This window comes from Azospirillum mesophilum, from assembly GCF_053470405.2.
Window position 1 is genome coordinate 1 of the sequence record NZ_JBPXMQ020000044.1, and the last position, 25413, is coordinate 25413.

The following is a 25413-nucleotide window of genomic DNA, read 5'->3' on the forward strand; positions in this document are numbered from 1 at the left end:
GCCGGCAAGGCCAATCCGCCTGGACCGCCATCCGCGACCTGATCGACGGAACCTTCGTCGTCGCCTGACCACTTACCAGCCGCCAGCCAGGTGAGCAGTTACGTCTCTGCCGACCAGCTTCCCCTACCAGGAAAGCCTCGCGATGCTGGCCGCCCGCACCGCCAAGCTGCCGCCGTGAACGCCAGGGCGACGTGCCCTCGAACGAACCTGTCCCCGCAACCCTCCAAACCCGTCGTGCCGCGCCGTTGGCGCCACCCATCAACGCGCCTTCGGACAGACCTTCCAAAACGCTGATGAATGATCCGGGCTAGCTCCGCCCCGGCGCATTGGGCGCGAAGCGGCCGCGAGCTGCGTCGTAAGCGCGAGTTGTTTGCGGAAAAAATGTTCAGGAGGCGCTTGCCGTTAAGTATCGCTCCTTAAGATCACGGGTCGTTCGATCAATGCTCGGATACACCGTGGTTTCGTTGATGTTTATGCTGCTAAGTTGCTTCAATATATGCGCCTTGTTGGTGATTTTAATTCGCGAAATCTCAATGCCTTCGATCCCGGAGTCTGGCGACTCGGTCTCGTGGCCGAACAGCAGAAAGGCACCAGATTGCGATCTGATCCGCGTGTTGGTCCGCTTAGCCTTCACACAAAGGATCGATCCCAAGTGCTCCGGGATGATGCGCCCCTCGAAAAAACCTTTTTCCGATTTGATGTGATGCAGAAGTTTTTGCCCAACCTCTGACGCGTTGAATTTATCTTGGTCAGCCCTTGGGTCAACTTTATTCTTCTGCTCGTAGGTAAGATTAGAAAGATTTGCAAGACAGCTGACGGTGTCGGAGTCGTAGTATTTTATCTTCTCTGATAGCACCTGAAAGATGATTACTTCGCCATCGATGATTCCAGCGTCCGCGCCAAGCGGCCCCTTTGCGTCGCAGCAGGCAAAAAACAGCGCGACCAGAGGGTTGCTTGTAATATCGAGAAGTCGAGTCGGCAACCCGTAGTGCTGCATACGAACCAGACGGTCGAAGCAGTACTGGTCGCCCTGGAACTCGTCATAATGAGCAATAAGAACCTCTTTGCAAAGGCGATCCTCGTTCGGCATGTAAAACCATGACCCATCCGGCCGCTTCCGCAACAAAGATGGCGTCAGCTCAAATTTCTCGTTCTCTTGTCCGCGAAAGAAAGTTTCCGTCGATTTTTTAGATGGCAATTCGTACAACATTGCAAGAAATGCCTCGACGCTATCGGCGGTCCCGATCAGCTTCTTTGTTTTTGGCGGCGGCGCGGCCGCTGCAGCCGAGAGGTCCGCCTCCAGTGGTCTTGTAACCGCTCCGGTTGTCTCCGGCTTCATCCGCGCAAGCTTGTCCAAAATCGCCTGTGCATCGCCTTCCCTGACCGCCCAATGTGTGCGGTAAAGTTGGTACCTGCTGGCATCAAACAGGTCACGCGCCTGCTTGTCATCGACAAACTCAACGACACCAAAATCAATTAACGTTCTGAATTTCGCCGTAACTTCCTTCCGGTCCGCTTTCGTATGTTCAATTCGCCCGAACTTAACGATCATTGTGACCGCGTCGCCTGTATCTTCAATTTCGCTGCACAGGAACGTAGGTAGCTTTTCCAGGAAAGCGACCGATACAGGATCAAGACCTTCAAGCCGCTTTCCGATATCGGTGGGTGTGTATTCGAACATTCGGCCACGACTCATCGCGACGACGTCGACCGCCCCTTCGACATAATCCCGGTTTCCAAATGCAATGTAATTATAGTTTTCTGACATATCCCCGCCCGCTCGACCGCCATCCGCTCTGATTGTGCGTCGATTTATATCTTACAATCGCCGGCGCGTCAGCACGAGGATCACTGGGTTGCCCGGTGGCGGCTTATGCCCTCAGCGGTTCGTTGACATCGGTCGCATCCCAGACAGCAACCGTACGGCACAAGCGCTGGAACCGGCCGACCGCTGTGAAAATTCCACTCCTGGCGAGCGGGCCTCTGCTCTCAGGAAGGCCCCTTAATCCCTTTCGGCGCATTCGCCATCGCCACCTTGACGCCCCTGGGCAGTGAAGAGGAAGCTGACGAGCGACCGTCGCCGCACGGGACAGGGGTCAAACCGTAGCGCCAATTCCCTTTGAAGGGGTGACGCGATGGCGATCAGCACGACAGCCGAAACGAAGGCCAAGCGTCTCCCGAAAAGATCCAAGAGGAAAGTGGCGATCGCCCGTCAGGGCGGCGGAAGCCACACGGCGTTCACCGCCGGCTTCCTAATGGCGATGCTCGACGACGACGCGTTCTGGAAGCACCACGAAATTGTCAGCCTGAGCGGCACCTCAGGCGGCCCCGTGTGCGCTGCGCTCGCCTGGTCCGGAATCCTGTCCGGCATGGATGGCGCCGCGCCCGGGGCAGCCCCCCGGTCGCCGAGCAAGCGGTCCCGCGCGGACGCCTTCCGCCGGCTTGAAGGGTTCTGGGGCGAGTTGTCCAGCACCGGCAACCCCGACCAGATTCCAAACGTCCTTGCGCAGATGTTTGCGAGACTCCCGATCACCGTCGACTGCGCGCTCCCCTTTGTCTCGTCAAACGTCCGCGCCCGCATGACGAGCCTGATCAACGAACATTACATGCCCCGGCGGCCCCGTCAGGTCCGGCGGCGAGACTACCCGCGCCTTAATGTCGGCGCGGCCTACGAGCCTGTTTGACCGAAATGGCGTCCTGCCTGTTGGTATCGGCAGGAGGATTGGTCGATGTGGACAGACGAACAGCGAGAGAAATACAAGGATGACGGTCGGCGCTATCCCAGTGACCTGACGGATGCGGAATGGGAGACGATCCGTCCTCTGTTTTCGGGTTACGATACCTTGACGGTGGACCTGCGTGAGATGGTGAACGCCTGCCTGTACCTGCACAAGTCCGGCTGCCAATGGCGGTATCTGCCGATGGACTTTGGGTCGTGGCACACGGTGCGCACGTGGCACGACCGCTTCCGGGCCGATGGCATCTGGGCGGAAGCGGGCGCCCTGCTGACGCGGACGGTGCGCCGGAAACGTGATCGCGCGCCCGAACCGTCAACCGGGATCCTGGACTCCCAGAGCGTCCCCTCCGGCCCGCAACGGGGCGAAAGCGGCGTGGACGGCAACAAGCGGGTCAAAGGCACCACGCGCCACATCCTGACCTGTTCATTCGGCTTCGTTCTGGCGGCGCTGGTCACCGCTGCCAACGTTCACGACACCAAAGCCGCCGGAATCCTGCTGGATCGCGCAGCCCAGGACGGTTGGAGCCTCGACCGCATCAAGGTGGACGGCATCTACGTCGGCCAGCGCATGGACGCCGCCGCCCACCGCCATGGCGTGGACGTGCAGGTTTCCAGCAAGCCTCCGCAAAACACCGGCTTTACCCCGCTGCCTATCCGCTGGCGCATCAAGGCGACCTTCGGTACCCAGACCAACCGCTACCGCCGCCTGACCAGAAACCTCGAGCAGGATCCGGCAGCCGCCGAAGATGCTGTTAACATCGCAGCCTTCAGCCGCGTTCTCAGAGTATACAGCCGCGAAATCAATCATTAAGCATAATCAAACAGGCTCTACATCTGCGAGGGGAAGCGCTGCGTCTTCTGCGACGATGATGTTAACGGCACCGCGATCCTGGCGTCGGCCGCGATCCCCCCGCTGTACGACCCCGCGCGCAAGCGGTCGGGCAACGCCGTGCACTGGTACTGGGACGGGCTGTTCGCCACCAATCCCCCATTTTCCGAGTTCGTCCGCGGGACGAAGGACTGGGGCTACAGCGACAAGCCGGATGTGGTGGTGCTCCTGCAGATAAACCCCACCCGCAAACCGGCTCTGCCCACCTTTTACTGGGAGCAGGTGGACCGGCGCAACGAACTGGCCGGCAATCTTACCCTCGAACAGGAGCGCGCTGCAAACCGATGGATGGTAAGGCCGGGAGGCCCCCGGCCCATGAAGCGTCAAAGCTCTCGCTTCCGATGGTGGGTTTCGAGTAGAGGCTCAATTTACTGACTTGGTAGGTTTGGGCAGGGAGCCATCTCACTTTCAGTGCTGATTCGCCATTTCGTCTCACCAAAAGATACTTGGCACTTTCAACCAGAGCCTTCATTATGGTGTCAGTGGATCTTCCCCACTCCCATTCAATCTAAAATCCGACAAGTTTTTTCGGCTTCGCCGTCGGCGAGATCGGTGTGCGCTGCATTTGCGGCCGCATTGTCCTGATAAGCCTGCTTCCGGCTATCATCTCGGTCCTGCACGGCACCATCGGGGCGGGTTTTGGCTGGCGATCCTCTCGCACTGGCGGGCGTGCCCAAACAGATCGCCAAATTGAAGCGATGCGCCGGCCCAGGGCACGCAAAGGTTATGCCCCGGAAACATTGCACCTCCGGTATTGAACAATTGCGGGAAGATCAAAACATCTTCTTGCTTTAGCGAACCGATGCCCCTTGCAACCATTTACTTTTCCCAGTCCGCGCGCAATGATCGTTTGTGAACCCAGCATTCTGGTCAAACACCGCGCATGCGCCTCCGTCTGTCCGTCCCGGTTCTTGCCGCCGCGCTTCCGCTGGTTGTCTTCGCGGTTGCCATGATCCTGGCGTTCAACCGCCAGCAGCAGCGCTCGGTCGAGAGCATGATCCGTCAAGCCGCGGCCGCATCGGCTCGTGCCGTGGAGGAGCGGATGGCGGTCGCGCGGAGCGCGCTTGAAATGCTCGCCACCTCCAAGACGCTGGAAGAGGCCGAAGGGGCGGCCTTCGCAGACCGCGCGCGGCGCGCCTTGCGCCAGCGCCCCGACTGGGTCGCCCTGGAGTTGCATGGCCACAACGGGTCCGTCCGGGTCTTCATGCGCGACGACGCGGACGGACGGGGCTTTCCCGCCTCCCCAACCCACGAGGACGAGGTCCAGGCCGTGTTCCAGGACGGCAAGCCCCGCGTCGGCGGTGTCGTGGCCGCCCCGGAGCTGACCGTGGAGCCCAGCGTGCCGGTGAGCGTTCCCGTAACCGGAAACCAGGGGGTGTCGCACGTCCTGACCGCCCATGTCCGGGCATGGTCGGTGCATCGCGCGCTCCGCGAGCAGGAGCTTCCGCCCGGATGGGTGCTCGAAGTCATCGACGGCGGACAGCGGCTGGTGGCGCGCACCCTGTCGGACGGCCCCCTCGATCCGACGCTGGTATCGCCGCTTGATCCCTCGGTGGGTGAGGGGCTGCGCCAGGGCGCGCCGTTCTTTTTCACGCAGACGCTGCAGGGGGAGAGGTTCTACACGGCTGCGGCCCCATCGACGGCGACCGGCTGGACGGTGCTGCTCGGCGCCCCCGCTGCCCACATCGACCGGGCCAACCGACAGACGACCATGGCCGTGATCGGCGGTGGCCTTGCAGCGTTGCTCCTCACGGCCGGCATCGGCGTGACCCTGGCCCGATCCCACGCCCGAAGGGAGGCGGCGGAACGCCGGATTCTGGCCCTGGAGGCCTCGTCCGACGCCGAGCGGCGCTCGGCCGCCATCCTCGAAAGCACGACGGACAGCGTCTTCGAACTCAGCACCGACTGGCGGATCACCTACATCAACCGGCGCGCCCGCGACCTGATCGCCGGCGGCCGCGATCTGACCGGCCGGGTTCTGTGGGAGGAGTTTCCCGACGCCGTCGTCACGCAGTTCTGGACCCAGTACCACCACGCTATGGCGACCCAGAGCCCGGTGGAGTTCGAGGAATGGTACGCGCCGTTCGGCCGCTGGTACGCGGTGCGTGCCTTCCCCACCAGCAACGGGCTGGCCGTGTACTTCCAGGACATCACCGAGCGGCGCCGCCTGTCGGAGAACCTGCGCCGGTACGAGGCCCTGCTCGACCGCGTGATGCAGACCTTGCCGGTGGGCGTGTGCGTGATCGACGCCGACGGGCAGATCCTGAAATTGAACCCCGCCGCGCAGCGGATCTGGGGTGGCGCCCGGGACGTCGGCATCGACGGCTACGGCGAGTACAAGGGCTGGTGGCGCGCCACCGGCGAACGGATCGAGCCGCAGCAGTGGGCGGCCGCGCGCGCGATCCGGCTGGGCGAAACGTCGCTCGACGAGATTATCGACATCGAGTGCTTCGACGGGTCGCACAAGACCATCCGGCACTCGGCCGCACCGCTCCAGGCCGGCGATGGCGCCATCTCCGGGGCGGTGGTCGTGCTGGAGGACATCACCGAGCAGCTGCGGGCCGAGGAACGCCTGAAGGAGGCGGGAGAGCGCGCCACGGAAATCCTGGAGAGCACCGGCGACTCCTTCTACGCCATCGACCAGGACTGGCGCTTCACCTACGTGAACCGCCAGGCGTTGCGCCTGTTCGGCATGACGCGGGACGAGCTGATCGGGCGCAACCTGATCGACGTTTTCCCGCGGATCGCCGGGAACGAGATCTGCGCCCGCTTCGCCGAATCCATGGCCGACGGGCAGGCGCGGACCTTCGACACCCATTCGGGCATCCTCCAGCGATGGACGTCCTTCAGCATCTACCCCCAGCCGGGCGGCGGGCTGTCGGTCTATTTCCGCGACATCTCCGCCCAGAAGGAGGCCGAGGCGGTCCTGAAGGACAGCGAGCATCGCTTCCGGACGCTGGCGGACTCGATCCCCCAACTGGCCTGGATGGCGCGGCCCGACGGCGCCATCTTCTGGTTCAACAAGCGCTGGTACGACTACACCGGCACCACGCTGGACGATATGCAGGGATGGGGGTGGAGCGGTCGGCTGCATCCCGACGACGCGGAGCGGGTCCTCGCCCACTTCCGTCATTCGCTGGCCACCGGGGAGCCGTGGGAGGACAGTTTCTCCCTTCTCGGCCGCGACGACGCGTGGCGCCGGTTCCTGTCGCGCGCGCTGCCCGTGCGTGACACCGACGGCAACATCATCCTGTGGTTCGGCACCAACACCGACGTGACCGAACAGTACGAGGCGGAGGAGGCTCTGCGGCGGGCGACGAGAGAAGCCGAACAGGCCGCCCGGTCGAAATCCACCTTCCTGGCCTCGGCCAGCCACGACCTGCGCCAGCCGATGCAGTCGCTGTTCCTGTTCGCGGGCGCGCTGCACGGCCATGTCCAGGACGACAAGGGCCGCGCCGCGCTGGCCCATCTCGAACGCGGGCTGGACGTGCTGAAATCGCTGCTGGACAGCCTGCTCGATGTTTCCCGCCTCGACGCCGGCGTGGTGCGGCCGACCATCGAGGACTTCCCGCTGGACACGCTGCTCGACCAGATCGCCGCGGGTTACGCGGCCGTCGCCCGGGGCAAGGGGATCGAGTGGCAGATGGGGCCTTGCCCGTTCCACGTCCGCAGCGACCGCGTCCTGCTCGGCCGCATGATCCGCAATCTGGTCGAGAACGCCGTGCGCTACACCGAGGCCGGCGGCGTCGCGATCGAGTGCCGGGCGGAGGGAACGCGGCTGCGGATCGAGGTGCGGGACACCGGCCTCGGCATCCCGGAAGACCAGCAGGCGCGCATCTTCGAGGAGTTCCACCAAGTGGGCAATCCGGAGCGCGACCGCACGCAAGGGCTGGGGCTGGGCCTGGCCATCGTGCAGCGGATCGGCCGCCTGCTCGATCACCCCGTGTCCGTGCGGTCGGAGCCGGGGAAAGGGTCGGTCTTCAGCATCGACGTCCCGCTGGGCGAAACGAAAGCCCCGGCCGACCGCACGCCCGACGCGGAGGCGCCGTCACCCCACCCCAATGAGCGCTTCGCTGTGGTCGTCGACGACGACGCCATCGTGCTGGTCAGCCTCCAGACGATCCTGAAGGAATGGGGCTACACGGTGCTCATTGCCGGATCCGGCGCGCAGGCCATCGAGAAGCTGCGTGCTGGAAACCGAACGCCCGACATCGTCATCGCCGACTACCGATTGCGCGACGGCGCCGTGGGGACGGACGTCATCCTCGCCATCCGGGCGCTGTTCGACACGGCCATTCCCGGCATCATCGTGACCGGCGAGACCGGCCCGGAGTGCCAGCGCGACGCCGCGCAGCACGGCTTCGGCCTGATGCACAAGCCGGTCACGCCGCGGCAGCTCCGCAGCGCGATGGAGCGGTATCTTGCCCTGGCGGACTGAGCAGACACGTCAACCATGCCCGGCTTCCGTGGAGACGGGGACGAAGCGCCGCTGGCCGCCGCGGTCCACCAGCAGCAGGGCGCGCTTGTCGTGCTCCAGCGCCGCCGACAGACGCCTTGCGGCGGAGGCGGCGTCGCGGACCGGCTCCTGGTTGACCTGCTCGATGACGTCGCCCGGACGGATGCCCGCGGCGGCGGCCACGCCATCCTCCTCGACCGCGACGACCAGCGCGCCCCGGGCATTGTCCGCCAGATGAAGCTGCTGCGCGACCGGCGGCGTCAGGTCGCCCAGCGCCAAACCGAGCGCAGCCCCGCCGGACTCCTCGCCCGACCCGGCGGCGGCTGCGGTCTTTTCCGTCGGCATCTGCGCGATGGCGACCGTGAGGGTCTCATCCTTTCCGCGGCGGCGGATGGTCAGTTGCGCCGGATGACCGATGGCGCTGTTCGCCACCAGCCTCGGCAGGTCGCGGGACTGCTCGACGTTCTGCCCGTCAAAGCGTTCGATCAGGTCGCCGGGCTGAAGGCCTGCCTTGGCCGCCGGCCCGCCCGGCGTCACGTCGGTCACCAGCGCGCCGCGCGGCTCCGGCAAGCCGAGCGCGGTGGCGATGTCGGGCGTCAGCTCCTGGATCGCAACGCCCAGCCAGCCGCGCGTCACCTTTCCGTTGGCCTGCAGCTGAGCCACCACCGACTTGGCGAGGTTGGAGGGAATGGCGAAGCCAATCCCGATGCTGCCACCGGTCGGCGACAGGATCGCGGTGTTGATGCCGATCACCTCGCCGCGCGTGTTGAAGGTGGGGCCGCCTGAGTTGCCGCGGTTGATCGGCGCGTCGAGCTGGAGGAAATCATCGTAGGGGCCGGAGTGCAGGTCACGGCCGCGCGCCGACACGATGCCCGCGCTGACCGAGCCGCCCAGCCCGAACGGGTTGCCGACCGCCACGACCCAGTCCCCCGGCTTGGCGTTGTCGCTGTCTCCGAAGGACAGGTAGGGAAGCGGGTGGTCGGCGTCGATCTTCAGCAGCGCCAGATCGGTCTTGTCGTCGGTGCCGATCACCTTGGCCGGATGCCGGGTGCCGTCCTGAAAGACGACGGTCACCTTGTCGGCGTCGCCGACGACGTGGTTGTTGGTCACCACGAACCCATTTGCGGCGATGATGAAGCCGGAGCCCAGCGCCACCCGCTGCCCCATGTCGCGCGGGGCTTGGTTGGGGCCGCCGAAGAATCGCCGCAGCATCTCGTCGTAGGGCATGCCCTCGGGCACGCCGGGGCCGGCCTCGGCGGTCTGGGCGGCGTCGGCGCGCTCGATGACGGAGACGTTGACGACCGCCGGCATCACCCGCTCGACCATCGGCCGGAAGCTGGGGAGACGGTCGAGGCCGGGGTCGGCGGCCGGCGCCTGGTTGAGCGCGGGTGCCGGGGGCTGTGCCTGAGTCTGCGCCTGTGTCTGCCCCTGGGTCTGGGCCAGCGCCGCCGACCCGAAGGCCGGGCACACAGCGACGCTCGCCGCCAGCAGCGCGAGGCGGACGCCCTGCGGCGTGCGGATGCGCGGGTTCCGTCGATCCGACATCGTTCAATCTCCCTCGGTGCGACCCCGGCCATGGCCGGCTTCGTGCTGCCAACACACCGGGTCGGAACTCGTCCCGCGGCAAACGACGGTGTGGAACGGGCGCTGCACCGGGGTCGTTGAGGAAACAGCATCCCATACGACGTATGGGACCCATTCCACCGAAGGGAACGACCATGAAGACGAACCATTCCGACCGAAAGGTTCCGGACGACGACTGGGTCGGCGCCTATGGCTTCGGCGGCCATCACGGCCCCGGCTATGAACCCGCGCCCGGCGAAACGCGCGACGCCTGGGACCGCGCGGCCGACTCCTTCCTCGCCCTGATCGGGGACGAGGACGCCGAACGCCGCCTCCACCAGGACCACGTCCACGCCGCAGCGCCGGCCGGCCAGAGGCGGCATTACTGAGCCTGTTCGGGCTCCCCAACGGTGAGGGGGCCGGTGGGGAGGCGGCGATGAACCAGTCTTCCGGGGCTCCATCTTCCCGCGAGGCCCCAGCACCGTCCGCCCGGCGGCGGAGCCCCATGGTGGCCTGCCAGGACTGCGCGTTGCGGCGGATGCGGCTGTTCAAGCCGCTCGACGACGGGGAACTGGCCTTTGTGGCGCAGTTGCGCGACCGGCAGATCGCCCGCCCGGCGGGCGCCCAACTGCTCCAGCCCGGACCGGCGGGAGGCTACATCTACACGGTGTTCTCGGGCTGGGCCTACCGGTCCATCCGGCTGGCCGACGGCACGCGGCAGATCCTGGAGTTTCTGCTGCCGGGGGATGTCTTCGGGCTGCAGGTGGCCCTGCTCGGCGACTGGGACTACGAGGTCACGGCGCTGACGCCCGTCGTCCTGTGCCGCCTGCGCGCGCCGTCGCTGGACGATCTGTGCAGCCGCTTTCCCGCCCTGAACCGCGCGCTGATCCACACGCTGGTGGAGGACAAGCGGCGCGCCGACGGCCGGCTGGCCGTGCTGGGCCGCACGCTTGGGCCGCAGCGCATCGCCTACCTGATGCTGGAACTGGCCGAGCGGCTGGAACTGGCCGGCCAGATGACGGACGAGTGCTGCGAATTCCCGCTGCGCCGCCGCCACCTCGCCGACGCCACCGGCCTGTCGGGGACGCATGTGAACCGCTCGCTGGCCGAACTGCGCGACAAGCGGCTGGCTCATGTGGAGGACGGGCGGCTGACCATTCTCGACCGGAGCCAGCTGGTGCTGTTCGCCGGCTACGCCTCCGTCCTGCCGCGGGTCCAAAGGCTGATCCTCTGACGGCCAGAACATCTGATGGCCGGAACATTAAATCGCGTACATATGTGCCGGATTGGCGGAACCAGTCCCCCACCGCCGAGTTGGTTGAAAGGACCGCAAACGCCGGGGGACACCGGAATGCCGACGGCCTTCGAAACCGACCTCGTGGGGTGCATCCCCGAACTTCAGCGCTACGCCCGCAGGCTGGCCGGGGAGCAGGCGATGGCGGAGGACCTCGTGCAGGACTGCCTGGAACGCGCGCTCCGCAACGCCGACAAGTTCCAGCCGGGCACCAACCTCGACGCGTGGCTGGTCACCATCCTGAAGAACATCTTCTTCAGCGAACGACGGCGTTGCCGGCGCTGCCCTGTCTGCGAACTGGAGGAGGACGACCGCACCGTTCCACCGGCGCAGCTGTGGTGCGTCGCCCTGGACGAGACGCAGGCCGCCCTGGAGGAATTGCCGCCGGCGCAGCGCGGCCTCGTGGAGATGGTCGCCATCGAAGGCATCGCCTACCAGGATGCGGCCGACCGCCTGGGCGTCCCCGTGGGCACGATCCGGTCGCGGCTGTCGCGGGCGCGCGAGCAGATCCGCGTTCACCTGGAGCGTCGGCGGCGGACGCGCATCCGCATCGCCTTGCCGCCCCAGCCGCTCCACCCACAGCCCGCTCCGGCAGCGCAGCCGCAGCCCTCGGCACCGGCGCCCAACGCCCCGGCGACCGGCAAGGGCCTGCGCCATCCCCGTCCATCCCGCCTGCCTGCGACCGTCGCGCTTTTGCCGCATCGGACGCACTACGCGGCGGTGCGCATCCGGTTCCCGGATACCCCGGAGCGTTGCGCCGGCGGCTCCGTCTGGTCCTGCGCCTGTCCGTCGGCGCGGAGCCCGCCGGCTGCGCCGGTGCCGGCCGGCGGCTTTCGCCTGTTTCCCCACACGACGCAATGACCGGGGCAGGGACGGAGGACGGCATGGCAGAGCGGATTGAGGACTACGCCCTGCTCGGGGACTGCGAGACGGCGGCGCTGGTGTCGCGCGGCGGCTCCGTCGACTGGCTGTGCTGGCCACGCTTCGATTCCGACGCCTGCTTCGCGGCCCTTCTCGGCGGGCCGGAACACGGCCGCTGGCTGCTGGCCCCGGCCGACCCCGCGGCCCGCTCGACGCGGCGCTACCGCGAGGACACGCTGATCCTGGAAACCGACATTGAGACGGCGGACGGGGCGGCGACCATCCTCGACTTCATGCCGCCGCGCGGCAAGGCGTCGGACGTCGTGCGGATCGTGGTCGGGCGGCGCGGCCGCGTGACCATGCACACCGAACTGGTCATCCGCTTCGGCTACGGCCGCTCCGTGCCCTGGGTGACCCGGCTCCACGATGGGGATCTGCGCGCCGTGGCCGGGCCGGACAGTCTGGTGCTGCGCACGCCGATCCAACTGCACGGGCACGGCCTGACCACGGTGGCCGACTTCACGGTGTCGGCCGGGGAGCGGGTTCCCTTCGTCCTGACCTACACCCCCTCCCACGAGCCCCTGCCCAAGCCCGTGGACCCCGAGCAGGCCTTGCAGGACACGGAGGGTTTCTGGCGGGACTGGACCGGCCGCTGCTGCCATGACATGCCCTGGGCGGGCGCCGTCCGGCGGTCGCTCATCACGCTGAAGGCGCTGACCTACCGCCCGACCGGCGGCATCGTCGCGGCCCCCACCACCTCGCTTCCCGAACAGCTCGGCGGCGTGCGGAACTGGGACTACCGCTATTGCTGGCTGCGCGATTCCACCCTGACGCTGCAAACGCTGATGAACGCCGGCTATTACGACGAGGCGGACGCCTGGCGCGACTGGCTGCTGCGCGCCGCCGCCGGCAGCCCGGACCAGCTGCAGATCATGTACGGTCTGGCCGGAGAGCGCCGGCTGATGGAGTGGGAGGCCGACTGGCTGCCCGGCTACGAGGGCGCGTCCCCCGTGCGGGTCGGCAACGCCGCCTCCGGTCAGCTTCAGCTCGACGTCTACGGCGAGGTGATGGACACGCTGCATCAGGCGCGCCAGGGCGGGCTCGGCAACAACCACGCCGGCTGGCAGCTGCAACGCGCGCTTGTCCAGCATCTGGAGGCCATCTGGAACCAGCCGGACGAAGGAATCTGGGAGACGCGCGGCGGGCGCCGGCACTTCACCTTTTCCAAGATCATGGCCTGGGCGGCCATCGACCGCGCGGTGAAAAGCGTCGAGCAGTTCGGCATGGACGGCCCGGTCGAGCGCTGGAAGGCCCTGCGCCGCCACATCCACCAGGACGTCTGCGCCAACGGCTACGATTCCGACGTGGGCGGCTTCGTGCAGTTCTACGGCGGGAAGGAGCCGGACGCGTCGCTGTTGCTGATGCCGGTCATCGGCTTCCTGCCGCCGCAGGACCCGCGCGTGCGCGGCACCGTCGCGGCGGTGGAGCGGCACCTGCTGAAGGACGGCTTCGTGCAGCGCTACGACACCGGGAAGAGCAACGACGGCCTTCCACCCGGCGAAGGGGCGTTCCTGGCTTGCAGCTTCTGGCTGGTCGACGCCTACGTCCTCCAGGGCCGGCGCGATGACGCGCTGGCCCTGTTCGAACGCCTGCTGGCCCTGCGCAACGACCTGGGCCTGCTGTCGGAGGAGTACGACCCGCAGGCCAAGCGGCTGGTCGGCAACTTCCCGCAGGCCTTCTCGCACATCGCCCTGGTGAACTCCGCCCACAACCTGAGCAGCGACGCCAAGCCGGCGCGCCAGCGCTCGGATCATGGTTCCGACCACGGTTCCTGACCCTTACTCCGCCGCGTGAGGCGCGCGCTCCTGATTGGCGGGCGTGTGGGACGTCCGGCGGCGCAGGCCGTCGCGCCAGACCTCGGCCAGGGTCAGCGCGTGCCGTCCCGTCAGCTGCTCCACCTGCTGGCGGCAGGAGAAACCGTCGGCGATCAGCAGCGTGTCCGGCGGGGTCCGGCGCAGCGTGGCGCCCAAGCCCTGGTCGAAGATGGCGCGCGAGACCTCGTACTTGTCCGCCTCGTAGCCGAAGGCGCCGGCCATGCCGCAGCAGCCGTCGTCGAGCATGCGCGCGTCCAGCCCGCTCTTCCGGATCTGCGCGGCGTCGCAGCCCAGGCCGAACACCGCCTTGTGGTGGCAATGCGCGTGCACCACGGCCCGGCCGGACAGGCGCGGCGGGTCGAAGCGGGCGACCTTCTCCAGGAACTCCGCCAGCAGCATGGTGCGCTTGGCGAGCCGTTTGGCCTCCGCGTCGTTGGGGAACAGGTTGGGCAACTCGTCGCGGAACACCGACAGGCAGCTCGGCTCCACGCCGACCACATAGGCGCCCGCGTCCAGCTCGCGCCTCAGCCCGGCCATGGTCCGCCGCAGCGTGCGCTTGGCGGCGTCCAGCCAGCCGAAGTCGTAATAGGGCCGGCCGCAGCACAGGTTGGCGCGCGGGATGGTCACGGCGAAGCCGGCGGCCTCCAGAACCTCGGCCGCCGCGAACAGGGGCTCCGGCGTAAAGTGGTTGTTGAAGCTGTCGGTCCACAGCACCACCGGCGGGCGCCCCCCGGCAGTTTCCGGTTTCCAGGCGCGGCGGAAGGTGCGCGCGGCAAAGGTCGGCACGGGGCGTTGCGGAGCGATGCCGGCCAGCGCCCGCGACAGCCGCCCGAACAGCGGCGTCTGCGTGGCCGCGTTGGGCGCCCACCAGACCGGCGCCAGCAGCCGCGCCCAGCGGTGGATCAGCCCCATGCTGTAGGCCGCGCGCGGCCGCAGATGCCCCTGAAAGTGATGGTGCAGGAACTCCGCCTTGTAGGTCGCCATGTCCACGTTGACCGGGCAGTCGGCCTTGCAGCCCTTGCAGCCCAGGCACAGGTGCAGCGCGTCGTGGATCGCCTCGTCCCGCCAGCCGTCCTGGATGGGGTCGCCCTGCAGCATCTCCTGAAGCAGCCGGGCGCGGCCGCGCGTGGTGTAGCGTTCCTCGCGGGTGGCGCGGAAGCTGGGGCACATGGTGCCGCCCTCGTGCCGCCGGCATTTGCCGACCCCGACGCAGCGCAGGACGGCGTGCGCGAAGGACCCGCCGTCGTCTGGATAGGCGAAGACGCTGTCGACCCGCGGCGGGTGGAAGCGGGGGCCGAGCCGCAAGTCCTGGTCCATGCGATGCGGGTGCACAACCTTGTGCGGGTTCATGCGGTTGCTCGGATCCCAGACCGCCTTGAATTCGGCGAAGGCGCGGACAAGGTCGTCGCCGAACATGATGGGCAGCAGTTCCGCCCGCGCCTGCCCGTCGCCATGCTCGCCGGACAGCGTGCCGCCATGGCACACCACCAGATGGGCGGCGTCCTCCATGAAGGCGCGGTACTTGCGCACCTCGGCGTCGGTGTGGAGACCGAAGCCGATGCGGCAGTGGATCAGCCCGTCGCCGAAATGGCCGTAGATGGAGGGGTGATAGCCGTAGCGGTCGAACAGCTTCAGCAGGTCGCGCATGTAGGCGCCGAGATTTTCCGGCGCGACCGCCGAATCCTCCCACCCCGGCCATGTGTCGTGCTTCTGCCCCGGCACCCAGGCGGTGGCGCCCAGGCCGGATTCGCGCACCGCCCACAGCTGGGCCTGCTCCCCATGGTCGGTGACCAGCTTGAGGTCGCGCACATGCGCCTCGCCACGGAGGTGGTCGGCGAGTTGGTGGGCCTTGGCGGCGGCCTCCGCCGCGGTGTCGCCGCCGAACTCGATGAACAGCCAGGAGGGGCCGTCGGGCAGCAGCGCCAGATCGTCAACATGCAGGTGCTTCTTGCGCATGAAGCCGGCCAGCCGCTCGTCCACCCCCTCGATCGCGTCGGGGGCGAAGCCGCGGATCTCGCAGATGCGGTCGGCGGCGTGCACCACCTCGTCGAAGCCGACGACCAGCAGCACCTTGGCCGCCGGGTCGGGGATCAGGTTCAGCGTGGCGCGGAGCACGGTGACGCAGGTCCCCTCCGTCCCGACCAGCGCGCGGCCGAGGTGGAAGCCGTTCTCCGGCAGCAGCGAGTCGAGGTTGAAGCCGGACACCCGGCGCGGGATCTTCGGGTAGATGCGGCGGATTTCCTCCGCGTAGCGGTCGCGCAGATCCGCCAGCGCGCCGTAGATCTCACCCGTGCGCCCGCCCGCGGCGATCAGGCGGGCCAGATCCTCCTCCCCCGTCGCCCCGACGGTCAGGCGCAGGCCGTCGTAGGTCAGGATCTCCAGGCTCTCCACATTGTGGCTGGTGACCCCGGCGATCACCGAATGCGGCCCGGCGGAGTTGTTGCCGATCATGCCGCCCAGCGAGTTGTGGTTGTGCGTCGCGGGGTCGGGGCCGAAGCGCAGGCCGTGCGGCTTGCAGCGCTTCTGAAGCTCGTCCAGCGTGATCCCAGGTTCCACCGTGGCCAGCCGGCGCTCCACGTCGAGGGACAGGAAGGCGTTGCAGTATTTGGAGCTGTCGATCACCACCGTGTGGTTGGTCGTCTGCCCGGCCAGCGCCGTGCCGCCGCCCCGGTGGGTGATCGGCGCGTCGAATTCCGCGCAGACCCGCACCGCCTTGGCCAAGGCCTCCGTGTCGTAGGGCACGACGACGCCCAGCGGCACCTCGCGGTAGTTCGACGCGTCGGTGGCGTAGAGCGCGCGGTCGCCGTCGCCGAAGCGGATCTCGCCGTCCACGCGGCTCCTCAGCGCGGCCACGAGGGCTTCCCAGTCGACGGTCCTTTCGGGGCGGTTCATGTCCGGAACCTTTCTGCGTCGGCCCGCTTCAGCGTGATGCCCAGGCCCGGACGCGTCCGGTCTGGCGCCAGCCGGCCGTTCACCGGGGTGATCGCCCCGTCGAACAGCATGGTTTCGATGCGGGCGTGGTCGTGGAAATATTCGATGTTCTTCAGGGGACGGCAGGCGCAGCCGACCTGGGCGTGCAGCGTCGGGGCGGTGTGCGCCGACAGCGGCACGGCGAAGGCCTCGGCCAGCGCCGCCGCCACCAGGAATCCGGTAACGCCGCCGCAGCGCGTCGCGTCCGCCTGGAGCACGTCCACCGCCCCCGCCTCCAGCATCCGGCGGAAATAGATGGGCGTGTAACCGTACTCCCCGGCCGCGATCATCATGCCGCCGGGGCCACGGTCGCGCAGCAGCCGCAGGCCCTCCAAGTCATCGGAGGACACCGGCTCCTCGAACCAGGACACGCCCTGCCCGGCGAAGCGCTCGGCCTGGGCCAGCGCCAGTTTGCGGTCGTAGGCGCCGTTGGCGTCCACATAGAGGTCGGTGCCGGGACCGATGGCGGTGCGCGCCAGGGCGACCCGCTCGACGTCGCGCGCCGCGTCGCGGCCGATCTTCATCTTGACCGCCGGCAACCCGTCCCGCGCCCATCCCGCAAGCTGCTCTGCCAGTACCGCGTCCGGGTAGGAGGTGAAGCCGCCGCTGCCATAGGCCGGCGTGCCGTCGCGCGCGCGGCCCAGCAGATCGGCGACGGAGCGGTCCAGCAGCCGCCCCTTCAGGTCCCACAGCGCCACATCCAGCGCGGAGACCGCCATGGACGCTACACCCGGCCGGCCGAGGTTGCGCACCGCCTCCGTCATCACGATCCAGGCGCGGTTCGTATCGAAGGCGTCGAGGCCGCGCAGGCGCGCCGCCAGCGTGTCGGCGATCAGGCGCGCGGTGGCCGTGTCGGCGTAGCCGTAGCCCAGCCCCGTACGGCCGCCCGCCTCGACGGTGACCAGCACCAGCGCGGTGTGATCCCAGTCCATGGTGCCGTCGGCCTCCGGCCGGTCGGTCGGGATGGTGAAGGTCTCGACCCCGACGCTGGTGATGGGGACGCTGTCTATGGGGATTTCCGGGCGCATCGCTCGTCCTCGCGGTCGTGCAGCCGGCCAACTCCCCCTTGACGGTCCGGTTCCTATGAATGCGGTGCCGTCCTGCCCGCCCGAAAATTCATGCCGCGCCGCCGAACCGAAACCGCCGGCCACGGTTGACCCGGAAACGGCAGCGGATTGCGTGAGAGGACACCATGGCGGCGAACGTCAGCGACTTCTTCTGGCAGCGGCTTTCGGAATGGGGCGTGCGGCGCGTCTTCGGCTATCCCGGCGACGGCATCAACGGGCTGGTCGGGGCGCTCGCCCGCGCCGGCGACCGCTTCGACTTCGTGCAGGTCCGGCACGAGGAGATGGCCGCCTTCATGGCGACGGCCCACGCCAAATACACGGGCGAGCTGGGCGTCTGCCTCGCCACCTCCGGCCCTGGTGCCATCCACCTGCTGAACGGCCTGTACGACGCCAAGCTCGACCACCAGCCGGTGCTCGCCATCGTCGGCCAGCAGGCGCTGACCGCGCTCGGCGGCCATTACCAGCAGGAAGTGGACCTGCCCTCCCTGTTCAAGGACGTGGCCGGCGAGTTCGTGCAGATGGCGTCCACGCCCGCCCAGGTGCGCCACCTCGTCGACCGCGCGGTGCGCATCGCCACGTCGGAGCGCGCGGTGACCTGCATCATCATGCCCAACGACGTGCAGGAGATGGATGCGGTGGAAACGCCGCCCCGCGCCCACGGCACCATCCATTCCGGCGTCGGCTACTCCGCCCCCGTGGTCCGGCCGTCGGACGCCGACCTGCGCCGCGCCGCCGACGCGCTGAACGCCGGCTCCAAGGTCGCCATCCTGGTCGGGGCGGGCGCGCTGCACGCCACCGACGAGGTGATCGAGGCGGCCGACATCCTCGGCGCCGGGGTCGCCAAGGCGCTGCTCGGCAAGGCGGCACTGCCCGACGATCTGCCCTTCGTCACCGGCTCCATCGGCCTTCTCGGCACCCGGCCGAGCTACGAGATGATGATGGGCTGCGACACGCTGCTGATGATCGGCTCCGGCTTCCCCTATTCGGAGTTCCTGCCGAAGGAGGGCCAGGCGCGCGGCGTGCAGATCGACATCGACCCCAAGATGCTCAGCATCCGCTACCCCATGGAGGTGAACCTCGTCGGCGACAGCGCCGGCACGCTGCGCGACCTGATCCCGCTGCTGACGCGCAAGCAGGACCGGTCCTGGCGGCAGACGATCGAGGCCGGGGTGGCCGACTGGTGGAAGGTGCTGGAAGCCCGCGCCATGAACGACGCGACCCCGCTGAACCCGCAGCGCGTCTTTTGGGAGCTGTCGCCGCGCCTGCCCGACGACGTGATCATCGCCTGCGACACCGGGTCGGGCACCAACTGGTACGCGCGCGACCTGAAGATCCGCCGTGGCATGAAGGCCAGCCTGTGCGGTGGTCTGGCGACGATGGGGCCGGGCATGCCCTACGCCATCTCCGCCAAGTTCGCCCACCCCGACCGTCCGGTTCTGGCGATCGTCGGCGACGGGGCCATGCAGATGAACGGCATGAACGGCCTGATCACCGTGTCCAAATACTGGAAGCAATGGGCCGACCCACGCTTCGTCGTGCTGGTGCTGAACAACCGCGACCTCAACCAGGTGACCTGGGAGATGCGCGCCCAAGCCGGCGACCCGAAGTTCGAGGCGTCGCAGGGGCTGCCCGACGTGCCCTACGCCCGTTACGCGGAACTGCTGGGCTTCAAGGGCCTGTTCGTGGACAAGCCCGGCGACCTCGGCCGCGTGTGGGAGGAGGCGCTGGCGACGCGAGGCCCGGTGGTGGTGGAAGCCTACACCGACCCCAACGTGCCGCCCCTGCCGCCACACATCACGCTGAAGAACGCCGCCGCCATGATGGCGACGCTCGCCAAGGGCGACCCGGAGATGTGGGACATGCTGAAGGACACCGCCAAGGACGTGATGGCGGGCGTCCTGCCCCAGGGAAACGGGAAAAGCTGAGAACGCACCCCCTGCGGTCCGGGCCGGGGTTGCCCGGACCGCAGGGATGGCGGCATCAGGCCACCGCCTGGATGGAGTCGGCGACGACGTTCATCAGCCGGTCGAGATCCTCGCGCTCGCTGATGAAATGCGGGCCGAATTGCAGCGTGTCGCCGCCGTAGCGGACGTAGAAGCCCGCCTCCCAGCACTTCATGGCGATCTCGTAGGGGCGCCGCGCCGGCTCGCCGGGCAGGGCCGCGATCTGCACGGCGCCGGCCAAGCCGTAGTTGCGGATGTCGGTGACATGTTTCAGCCCCTTCAGCCCGTGCAGGACCGTTTCGAAATGCGGTGCCAGCGCCGCCGCCTTGTCGGCCAGCTTCTCACGCTCGAACAGTTCCAGCGCGGCGAGGCCGGCGGCGCAGGCCACGGGGTGGGCGGAGTAGGTGTAGCCGTGCGGGAACTCCACCAGATAGTCCGGCCCGCCGTTGTCCATGAAGGTCTTGTAGATCTCCCGATTGGCGATCACCGCGCCCATGGGCACCGCGCCGTTGGTCAGGCCCTTGGCAACGTTCATGATGTCCGGCACCACGCCGAAGGCGTCAGCGCCGAAGGCGGCCCCCATGCGGCCGAAGCCGGTGATGACCTCGTCGAAGATCAGCAGGATGTTGTGCTTGTCGCACAGCGCCCGCAACCGCTGGAGATAGCCCTTGGGCGGCGGCAGCACGCCGGCCGAGCCCGCCAGCGGCTCCACGATCACCGCCGCGATGTTGGAGGCGTCGTGAAGGGCCACCAGCTCCTCCAGGGCGTCGGCCAGTTCCGCCCCCTGCTCCGGCATGCCCTTGGTGAAGGCGTTCTGCGGCAGCAGCGTGTGCGGCAGGTGGTCGGCGTCGACGCCGGTGCCGAACAGCTTGCGGTTGCCGCCGATGCCGCCCAGGCTGATGCCGCCGAAATTGACGCCGTGATAGCCCTTGGCCCGGCCGATCAGCTTGGTCTTGGTCGGTTGCCCCTTCAGGCGCCAGTAGGCGCGTGCCATTTTCAGCGCGGTGTCCGTCGCCTCCGATCCGGAGTTCACGAAGAACACATGGTCCAGCCCCGCCGGGGTCATGGAGGCCAGCTTGTGCGCCAGCTTGAAGGACGCCGGGTGGCCGAACTGGAATCCGGGGCTGTAGTCCAGCTCCCCGATCTGGCGGGCGACGGCCTCGCTGATTTCGCGACGGCTGTGGCCGGCCCCGCAGCACCACAGGCCGGACAGGCTGTCGTAGATCCTGCGGCCCTGCGCGTCCCAGTACCAGGCGCCCTCCCCACGCACGATCACGCGCGGGTTCGCCTTGAACTCCCGGTTCGCCGTGAAGGGCATCCAGTGGGCGTCCAACTCCTCGCGCGTCAGCCCCGCGCTCCGGTCCGGTCGGGGGGCCTGATGTTCATCCAGCGGGGTCATCCGGCAAGCTCCTTCGGCTTGGTTGATGGGCGGCGTGGTTGATGGATGGGCGGAAAATCAGTGTGCGCCCGGCTTCGGTTGCGGTTAAATCCAAACCATTCAAACTTCACGCAAGCAAACGCTTACCTATGACGCGCAAGCCCGCCCGCCCGCTTACCCCATCCAAACTGACTCCGTCGAAACTTACCGGCGTGACCGACGCCGACATCCGCCTGCTGCGCGTCTTCAAGACGGTGGTGGAGTGCGGCGGCTTCTCGGCGGCGGAGGTGGAGCTGAACATCAGCCGCGCCGCCATCAGCCTGCACATGGCCGACCTGGAGCGGCGGCTGGGCCTGCGGCTGTGCCGGCGCGGCCGGGCGGGCTTCCTGCTGACCGACGAGGGGCGGCTGGCCTACGAGGCGGCCCTGCGCCTGCTCGCCGGGCTGGAGAGCTTTCGCAGCGAGATCAACGCCGCCCATGGGCGCCTGCGCGGCGAGCTGAACATCGGCATCACCGACAACCTCGTCACCATGCCGCGCATGCGCGTCACCAACACGCTGCGCGCCCTGAAGCAGCAGGGGCCGGAGGTGCGGCTGAACATCCGCATGATCCCGCCCAACGAGATCGAGCGGGGCGTGCTGGACGGCCGCCTGCATGTCGGGGTGGTGCCGGCGCGCCGCGCCCTGCCGGGGCTGGAGCGCCTGCCGCTGTATCAGGAGGAATCGCGCCTCTACTGCGGCCACGGGCACCCGCTGTTCGACGCCGCGCCCGAGGCGGTGACCCGCGCCGCCGTGGAGGCCGCCGACGCCGTCGCCCCGCCCCAGGCGGAGCAGGCGCCGGAGGCTGCCGCCGTCCAGCAGGCGCTGAACACCACGGCGACCGCCACCGACCGCGAGGGCGTCGCCTTCCTGATCCTGACCGGCTGCTACGTCGGCTTCCTGCCCACCCATTACGCCCGGCAATGGGTGGAGCGTGATGCGATGCGCGTCCTGCTGCCGGACAGCCACCGCTACGCCCAGGACTTCCACGCCGTCACCAAGAAGGGTGCCCAGCCCAATCTGGTCCTGGAGCGGTTCCTCACCCTGCTGAAGGAGACGGAGGCGGCGTGAAACTCAGAGTTTTCAAGGCAAATAGCGGCCAGGCAACACATCCTATCGGGAAGCCACCGCCCTCCTGTTCGTCACCCCCGCGAAGGCGGGGGTCCAGAAAGCTCCGCACATAAGCTCTTGTTCGGCCTGGATCCCCGCCTTCGCGGGGATGACGACCGAAAATCCTTAGCCAGGAAGGAAGATCCTCACCGTTCAAGCTCAGAGGCTCTCACTCAGCCGCAAGCAGGAAGCGGTCGATGACGCCCTGGAGGTGGCGCGGGGTCACCGGCTTGTGGACGACGCCGAGTTCGTGGGCGGCGGCATCGTGCTGGCATTCCGGGCCGGTCTCGCCGGTCAGGATGATGCCGGGGACGCCGCGACCGAACCGCTCGCGCACGCGCAGGATGGCCTCCGTCCCGATGCGGCCGTCGCGCAGCCGGTAGTCGGCGATCACGATGTCCGGGCGGCGGTCGGCCTGTTCGAGCTTCTGCATGAGCTGGTCGGCCGAGCCGGCGATCAGCACGTCGTAGTTCCAGGACTGGAACATCGCCTGTAAGCCCAGCAACACAATGGCGTCGTCGTCCACCAGCGCCGCGAAGCGGTCCTGCGCAGGCTGTTGGGCGGACGGCTGGGCGGACGGGAGCGGAACCGGGTCGCGCACCGGCTCCAGCGCCACCGTCTCGACCGGCACCTGGATGGCGAAGACCGAGCCCCGGCCCGGCGCCGACATCACCCGGACCTCGTGACCGAGGAGGTCGGAAATGCGCTTCACGATGGCGAGGCCGAGGCCAAGGCCCTGTCCCCGGTCGCGCTCCGTGTTGCCGACCTGATGGAACTCCTCGAAAATCTTCTCCAGTTGGTCCGCGGGGATGCCGATGCCCGTGTCCTGCACCTCAATGCGGATCCGGCCGTCGCTGGTGGGAAGGCAGGTCAGTCGGATGCGGCCCTGTTTGGTGTAGCGCAGGGCGTTCTCCACGAAGTTCCGCAGCACGCGGCCCAGCAGGTTCCAGTCGCTGCGCACCGGGACATTGCAGCAGTCTTCCGCGATGAATTCCAACCCCTGGCTGGCCGCGACCGGGGTGTAGGCGTCGCGGATCTCCCCGAGCAGCCGGCCGAGCGGGAAGGCCACGATCTCCGGCTTGATGACGCCCGCGTCGAGGCGGGAGACGTCGAGCAGGCTGTCCAGCAGCGCCTTCAGCGTCTCCAGCCCGCGGTCGAGCATGACCAGCGTGCCCCGGGCCTTTTCGCTTTCCACCTGCCCGGCCAGCGCGGCGGAGAACAGGAACAGGGACTGCAGCGGCTGGCGCAGGTCGTGGCTGGCGGCGGCGAGGAACTTGCTCTTGGCAAGGTTCGCCCGCTCGGCGGCGGCGCGCGCCTCCTCGGATTCACGGCGGGCGGTTTCGGCTTCGTCACTGGCGGTCTGCAGGGCTTCGGCGTGCAGGCGGCGGTCGTGGATGTCGGTGGTCGACCCGAACCATTTCACCACAGCGCCGCTGCCGTCCCGCATCGGCAGGGCGCGGACGAGGTGCCAGCGGTAGGCGCCGTCGTGGCGCCGGATGCGGTATTCGATGTCCAGCGGGCGTTCGTCGCGCCGGGCACGGTCCCAGGCGGCGACGGTGTGCGGCACGTCGTCGGGGTGCAGGATGTCGCTCCAGCCCCAGCCCATCGCCTGGTCCGTGCTGTCGGCCCCCAGATAGTCGGCCAGCCGCGTGTTGATGAAGTCCACGGCACCATCCGGCCCCGCCGTCCAGACGATCTGGGGAATGGTCTCCGCCATGAAGCGGTAGCGGTGCTCGCTGTGCCGCCGTGCCTCCTCGGCTTCGGCGCGGCGGGCCTCCCGGTCCTGAAGGGCGTCGGCCAGATCGTCGAAGGCGCCGGCCAGGATGGACAGCTCGTTCCGCCCGCCCCGCAGGCCGGTGCGCGCCGCGAGGTCCCCATCCTTCCAGCGCTGGACCGCAGCGCCCATCCTGCGGACCGGGGCCAGCAGGAAGATCCGCGCCCCGCCCCAGGCGCACAGCAGCGCGAGCAGCATCCCGACGACGATCAGCCCCGTTCCCCGCCACGTCCGGCCGTTCAGGTCGGCGAAGGCCACCTCGCGGTCCAGCCCGACCGCCACGAACAGATCCTGCGGGGAGGAGCCCAGCGGCAGATAGCTGACGACCCGGTCCCGCCCGTCCAGCCCCGTCAGTTCGACCGTGCCGGGCCGGTCGGCGTAGAGCAGTTGCTTCAAGGTCAGGGGCAGCGATTTGCCGATCCAGTCCTGCCCGTCGAGTTCGCGGGTCAGCACCGTGCCCTTGCGGTCGGCCACGACCAGCGACATGCCCGGCAGCAGAGGCCGGCGCCCCAGCTCCTGCGAAAACCAGTCGAGGTCGATCGCCGCGCCGACGACCCCGTTGATGGTCCCGTCGTCGGCGTACAGCGGGTGGGACACGTGCAGGCTGTGTTTCCGGCTCTGCTTGCCGAAGACATACTCGCCGATGGCGATGGCGTTGTTCGCGACGGCCAGTCGGAACCAGGCCCGGTCGGCCACGTTGTTGCGGTTCCCCGGCTGCCCGGCGCACATGCCCTGGCCGTTGATGTCCATGGCGTCGATCAGCGCGTATTGCGGGAATTGCCGCAGCAGATCGCCGAAATAGTCGTGGCACCGCTCGGAGTCGAAGGTGCGGACGGGGCGTGCCTGCGACAGCACCGTCACCATCTGCTTGGCGCCGTCGATGATGCGGGCCTGCTCCGCCGCCATCAACTCGGCGTAGCGCATGGTGCCCGCCCTCACCTCGTCCCAGCGGGAGCGGCGCAGGTCGACCTCGTGGCTCGCCTGGATGGCGACCGCCGGAAGCATCGCAATGCCGACGAGCAGGAATAAGCGGACAAGCAGGGTCATGGATGGCGGCTTTTCGGTAGCGGTCGCTGGGGAAGGGAGTGCCCGGGGGCCGACGTGCCGGGCACGCGGCCTGCGGTTGTGCGCCGGAGCCTAAGCCGGAGCGCTGCGTGCCGGCTGCCCGATGGACCGCATCGCGTGGTGGCCTCGCCCATCCTTCCGACCCTCGCAGCCTGGGAACAGTCGGACATTCGCACGTTATAGTTAATCCGTGGTTAACCATAACCGCGACGGGCGAGGCGGCACCGGCAGGAACCCGGACCGGCCCGCCCGTGTTCGCTCCAGAAAGAGGTAAACCGGAACCGGTGGGATGCCCGTGCAGGGGGATGCGCCCGTTTCCCGGCAATCCAAGCGTGACCAGCAGCGGGGCCGATGCCATGGAGACCTCACGGCATGACGCGGATCCTCCTGGGAA

General features: G+C 68.1%; 15 protein-coding genes. 9 read left to right on the forward strand and 6 right to left on the reverse strand.

What is annotated here, in order from left to right; genetic code table 11:
• Window positions 1-385: 385 nt before the first annotated feature.
• A complete protein-coding gene (locus ACSVC7_RS27355; RefSeq protein ID WP_448207105.1) occupies window positions 386-1768 on the reverse strand; it encodes an FRG domain-containing protein in 1383 nt (460 codons plus the stop codon).
• A gap of 367 nt (window positions 1769-2135) precedes the next feature.
• On the opposite strand from ACSVC7_RS27355, the gene ACSVC7_RS27360 reads away from it, so the two are divergent.
• The 3 genes from ACSVC7_RS27360 to ACSVC7_RS27370 all read left to right on the forward strand — a co-directional run bounded on the left by ACSVC7_RS27360 (window position 2136) and on the right by ACSVC7_RS27370 (window position 8064).
• A complete protein-coding gene (locus ACSVC7_RS27360) occupies window positions 2136-2684 on the forward strand; it encodes a patatin-like phospholipase family protein (RefSeq protein ID WP_448207104.1) in 549 nt (182 codons plus the stop codon).
• A gap of 45 nt (window positions 2685-2729) precedes the next feature.
• The gene (locus ACSVC7_RS27365) at window positions 2730-3548 is read left to right on the forward strand and encodes an IS5 family transposase (protein WP_448207103.1); all 819 of its coding nucleotides are present in this window, start codon (window positions 2730-2732) and stop codon (window positions 3546-3548) included.
• A 961-nt stretch (window positions 3549-4509) separates the two neighbouring features.
• Window positions 4510-8064: a hybrid sensor histidine kinase/response regulator gene (locus tag ACSVC7_RS27370; protein ID WP_448207102.1), complete on the forward strand. Its 3555-nt coding sequence runs from the start codon at window positions 4510-4512 to the stop codon at window positions 8062-8064.
• Window positions 8065-8073: 9 nt separating this feature from the next.
• Here the strand turns inward: ACSVC7_RS27370 and ACSVC7_RS27375 are convergent, their stop codons facing one another.
• Window positions 8074-9627, reverse strand: coding sequence for a DegQ family serine endoprotease (locus ACSVC7_RS27375; RefSeq protein ID WP_448207101.1), 1554 nt, complete (start codon window positions 9625-9627; stop codon window positions 8074-8076).
• Window positions 9628-9800: 173 nt separating this feature from the next.
• Here ACSVC7_RS27375 and ACSVC7_RS27380 point away from each other — a divergent pair, with 173 nt between their 5' ends.
• The 4 genes from ACSVC7_RS27380 to ACSVC7_RS27395 all read left to right on the forward strand — a co-directional run bounded on the left by ACSVC7_RS27380 (window position 9801) and on the right by ACSVC7_RS27395 (window position 13635).
• A complete protein-coding gene (locus tag ACSVC7_RS27380; RefSeq protein ID WP_448207100.1) occupies window positions 9801-10034 on the forward strand; it encodes a hypothetical protein in 234 nt (77 codons plus the stop codon).
• A 47-nt stretch (window positions 10035-10081) separates the two neighbouring features.
• On the forward strand, window positions 10082-10879 hold the full coding sequence (locus tag ACSVC7_RS27385; protein ID WP_448207099.1) for a Crp/Fnr family transcriptional regulator: 798 nt from the start codon (window positions 10082-10084) through the stop codon (window positions 10877-10879).
• A 117-nt stretch (window positions 10880-10996) separates the two neighbouring features.
• Complete coding sequence (locus ACSVC7_RS27390) at window positions 10997-11800, forward strand: sigma-70 family RNA polymerase sigma factor (protein WP_448207098.1); 804 nt, start codon at window positions 10997-10999, stop codon at window positions 11798-11800.
• A gap of 23 nt (window positions 11801-11823) precedes the next feature.
• Window positions 11824-13635, forward strand: coding sequence for a glycoside hydrolase family 15 protein (locus ACSVC7_RS27395; RefSeq protein WP_448207097.1), 1812 nt, complete (start codon window positions 11824-11826; stop codon window positions 13633-13635).
• 3 nt (window positions 13636-13638) lie between these two features.
• Here the strand turns inward: ACSVC7_RS27395 and ACSVC7_RS27400 are convergent, their stop codons facing one another.
• A complete protein-coding gene (locus ACSVC7_RS27400) occupies window positions 13639-16566 on the reverse strand; it encodes an FAD-binding and (Fe-S)-binding domain-containing protein (RefSeq protein WP_448207096.1) in 2928 nt (975 codons plus the stop codon).
• A complete protein-coding gene (locus ACSVC7_RS27405) occupies window positions 16563-17672 on the reverse strand; it encodes an enolase C-terminal domain-like protein (protein WP_448207095.1) in 1110 nt (369 codons plus the stop codon). Before ACSVC7_RS27405 ends, ACSVC7_RS27400 begins: the two co-directional genes overlap by 4 nt.
• A 164-nt stretch (window positions 17673-17836) precedes the next feature.
• On the opposite strand from ACSVC7_RS27405, the gene ACSVC7_RS27410 reads away from it, so the two are divergent.
• A complete protein-coding gene (locus tag ACSVC7_RS27410; RefSeq protein WP_448207094.1) occupies window positions 17837-19636 on the forward strand; it encodes a thiamine pyrophosphate-requiring protein in 1800 nt (599 codons plus the stop codon).
• Window positions 19637-19691: 55 nt separating this feature from the next.
• Here the strand turns inward: ACSVC7_RS27410 and aptA are convergent, their stop codons facing one another.
• Entirely contained in the window at window positions 19692-21053 is a 1362-nt protein-coding gene (gene aptA / locus ACSVC7_RS27415; protein ID WP_448207093.1) for an omega-aminotransferase AptA, read from the reverse strand.
• 191 nt (window positions 21054-21244) lie between these two features.
• On the opposite strand from aptA, the gene ACSVC7_RS27420 reads away from it, so the two are divergent.
• On the forward strand, window positions 21245-22141 hold the full coding sequence (locus ACSVC7_RS27420; RefSeq protein ID WP_448207092.1) for a LysR family transcriptional regulator: 897 nt from the start codon (window positions 21245-21247) through the stop codon (window positions 22139-22141).
• 208 nt (window positions 22142-22349) lie between these two features.
• Here ACSVC7_RS27420 and ACSVC7_RS27425 read toward each other — a convergent pair whose 3' ends face one another.
• Window positions 22350-25001 carry an ATP-binding protein gene (locus ACSVC7_RS27425; protein ID WP_448207091.1) on the reverse strand — a complete coding sequence of 884 codons (2652 nt, stop codon included), beginning with the start codon at window positions 24999-25001 and terminating at the stop codon, window positions 22350-22352.
• Between the last annotated feature and the right edge of the window lie 412 nt (window positions 25002-25413).

Excerpts from the sequence above, each read along its gene's own strand:
- ACSVC7_RS27410 (WP_448207094.1), top strand. The coding sequence starts at position 17,837 with ATGGCGGCGAACGTCAGCGACTTCTTCTGGCAGCGGCTTTCGGAATGG.
- ACSVC7_RS27425 (WP_448207091.1), bottom strand. The coding sequence starts at position 25,001 with ATGACCCTGCTTGTCCGCTTATTCCTGCTCGTCGGCATTGCGATGCTT.
- ACSVC7_RS27375 (WP_448207101.1), bottom strand. The coding sequence starts at position 9,627 with ATGTCGGATCGACGGAACCCGCGCATCCGCACGCCGCAGGGCGTCCGC.
- ACSVC7_RS27370 (WP_448207102.1), top strand. The coding sequence starts at position 4,510 with ATGCGCCTCCGTCTGTCCGTCCCGGTTCTTGCCGCCGCGCTTCCGCTG.
- ACSVC7_RS27390 (WP_448207098.1), top strand. The coding sequence starts at position 10,997 with ATGCCGACGGCCTTCGAAACCGACCTCGTGGGGTGCATCCCCGAACTT.
- ACSVC7_RS27355 (WP_448207105.1), bottom strand. The coding sequence starts at position 1,768 with ATGTCAGAAAACTATAATTACATTGCATTTGGAAACCGGGATTATGTC.
- ACSVC7_RS27365 (WP_448207103.1), top strand. The coding sequence starts at position 2,730 with ATGTGGACAGACGAACAGCGAGAGAAATACAAGGATGACGGTCGGCGC.
- ACSVC7_RS27400 (WP_448207096.1), bottom strand. The coding sequence starts at position 16,566 with ATGAACCGCCCCGAAAGGACCGTCGACTGGGAAGCCCTCGTGGCCGCG.
- ACSVC7_RS27380 (WP_448207100.1), top strand. The coding sequence starts at position 9,801 with ATGAAGACGAACCATTCCGACCGAAAGGTTCCGGACGACGACTGGGTC.
- ACSVC7_RS27385 (WP_448207099.1), top strand. The coding sequence starts at position 10,082 with ATGAACCAGTCTTCCGGGGCTCCATCTTCCCGCGAGGCCCCAGCACCG.
- ACSVC7_RS27405 (WP_448207095.1), bottom strand. The coding sequence starts at position 17,672 with ATGCGCCCGGAAATCCCCATAGACAGCGTCCCCATCACCAGCGTCGGG.
- aptA (WP_448207093.1), bottom strand. The coding sequence starts at position 21,053 with ATGACCCCGCTGGATGAACATCAGGCCCCCCGACCGGACCGGAGCGCG.
- ACSVC7_RS27395 (WP_448207097.1), top strand. The coding sequence starts at position 11,824 with ATGGCAGAGCGGATTGAGGACTACGCCCTGCTCGGGGACTGCGAGACG.
- ACSVC7_RS27360 (WP_448207104.1), top strand. The coding sequence starts at position 2,136 with ATGGCGATCAGCACGACAGCCGAAACGAAGGCCAAGCGTCTCCCGAAA.